At 66.7% G+C, this 1,434-nt stretch carries 1 protein-coding gene and 1 pseudogene; both read left to right on the top strand.

From position 1 onward, the window contains the following. Positions 1 to 570: pseudogene (locus MBA17_RS49005) on the top strand (ADP-forming succinate--CoA ligase subunit beta); the annotation flags it as partial. A 1-nt stretch (position 571) separates the two neighbouring features. Beyond that, on the top strand, positions 572 to 1,434 hold an 863-nt coding region (sucD, locus tag MBA17_RS49000), incomplete at its 3' end, for a succinate--CoA ligase subunit alpha (RefSeq protein WP_238505828.1).

The following is a 1,434-nucleotide window of genomic DNA, read 5'->3' as shown; positions in this document are numbered from 1 at the left end:
GACGGCAAGGTCACGCTCGATGACAACGCGTTGTTCCGGCAGAAGGAGCATGTGGCGTTCGAGGACAAGGGTGCGGAGGATCCGCTGGAGGCGCGGGCGAAGGAGAAGGGTCTCAACTACGTCAAGCTCGATGGTGATGTGGGGATCATCGGTAACGGTGCGGGGCTGGTGATGTCGACGCTGGATGTGGTGGCGTACGCGGGGGAGGGGTTCGCGGGTGGTCCGCGGCCGGCGAATTTCCTGGATATCGGGGGCGGGGCGTCGGCGGAGGTGATGGCGGCGGGGTTGGAGATCATCATCTCTGATCCGGCGGTGAAGTCGATCTTCGTGAACGTGTTCGGCGGGATCACGGCGTGTGATGCGGTGGCGAACGGGATCGTGGCGGCGTTCCGGCTGCTGGAGGAGCGTGGCGAGGCGGTGTCGCGTCCGCTGGTGGTGCGGCTGGATGGGAACAACGCGCTGCTGGGCCGGGAGATCCTGGAGGGTGCGGCGCTGAAGGGCGTGGAGCTGGTGGACACGATGGACGAGGCGGCCAGGCGTGCCGCTGAGCTTGCTTCCGTGGGGGCATGAGATGGCGATCTGGCTGACGGAGAATTCTCGGATCATCGTTCAGGGGATGACGGGGTCGGAGGGGACGAAGCACACGCGTCGGATGCTCGCGTCGGGGGCGCGGGTGGTGGGCGGGGTGAATGCTCGTAAGGCCGGGACGGTGCACGAGGGTCTGCCGGTGTTCGGTGGTGTCGGGGAGGCGATGGCGGCGACGGGTGCGGATGTGTCGGTGGTGTTCGTGCCGCCGGCGTTCACGAAGGATGCGGTGAAGGAGGCGGTGGATGCGGGGATTCCGTTGTGTGTGGTGATCACCGAGGGTGTGCCGGTGCATGACACGACGGAGTTCTGGGCGTATGCGGTGGCGGCGGGGGGCGGGACGCGGATCGTGGGTCCGAACTGTCCGGGGATCGCGTCGCCGGGGTTGTCGAATGCGGGGATCATTCCGGCGGATATCACGTCGGCGGGTCGGGTGGGGCTGGTGTCGAAGTCGGGGACTTTGACGTATCAGCTGATGTATGAGTTGCGGGATATCGGGTTTTCCACGGCGGTGGGGATCGGTGGGGATCCGGTGATCGGGACGACGCATATCGATGCGTTGGAGGCGTTCGAGGCGGATCCGGGGACGGATGCGGTTGTGATGATCGGTGAGATCGGGGGGGATGCGGAGGAGCGGGCGGCGGCGTTCATCGAGCGGAACGTGTCGAAGCCGGTGGTGGCGTATGTGGCGGGGTTCACGGCGCCTGAGGGTAAGACGATGGGGCATGCGGGGGCGATCGTGTCGGGTTCGGCTGGTACGGCGCAGGCGAAGAAGGAGGCGTTGGAGAAGGTCGGGGTCCGGGTGGGGAAGACGCCCAGCGAGACCGCCCGCCTCATGCGCGAGGTCAT

The organism is Dolomitihabitans soli (assembly GCF_022213955.1).
In the GTDB taxonomy this organism is placed as follows: domain Bacteria; phylum Actinomycetota; class Actinomycetes; order Streptosporangiales; family Streptosporangiaceae; genus Streptosporangium_A; species Streptosporangium_A soli.
The sequence above is the reverse complement of the archived record's forward strand: the minus strand, read 5'-3'. Positions and strand labels throughout refer to the sequence as shown.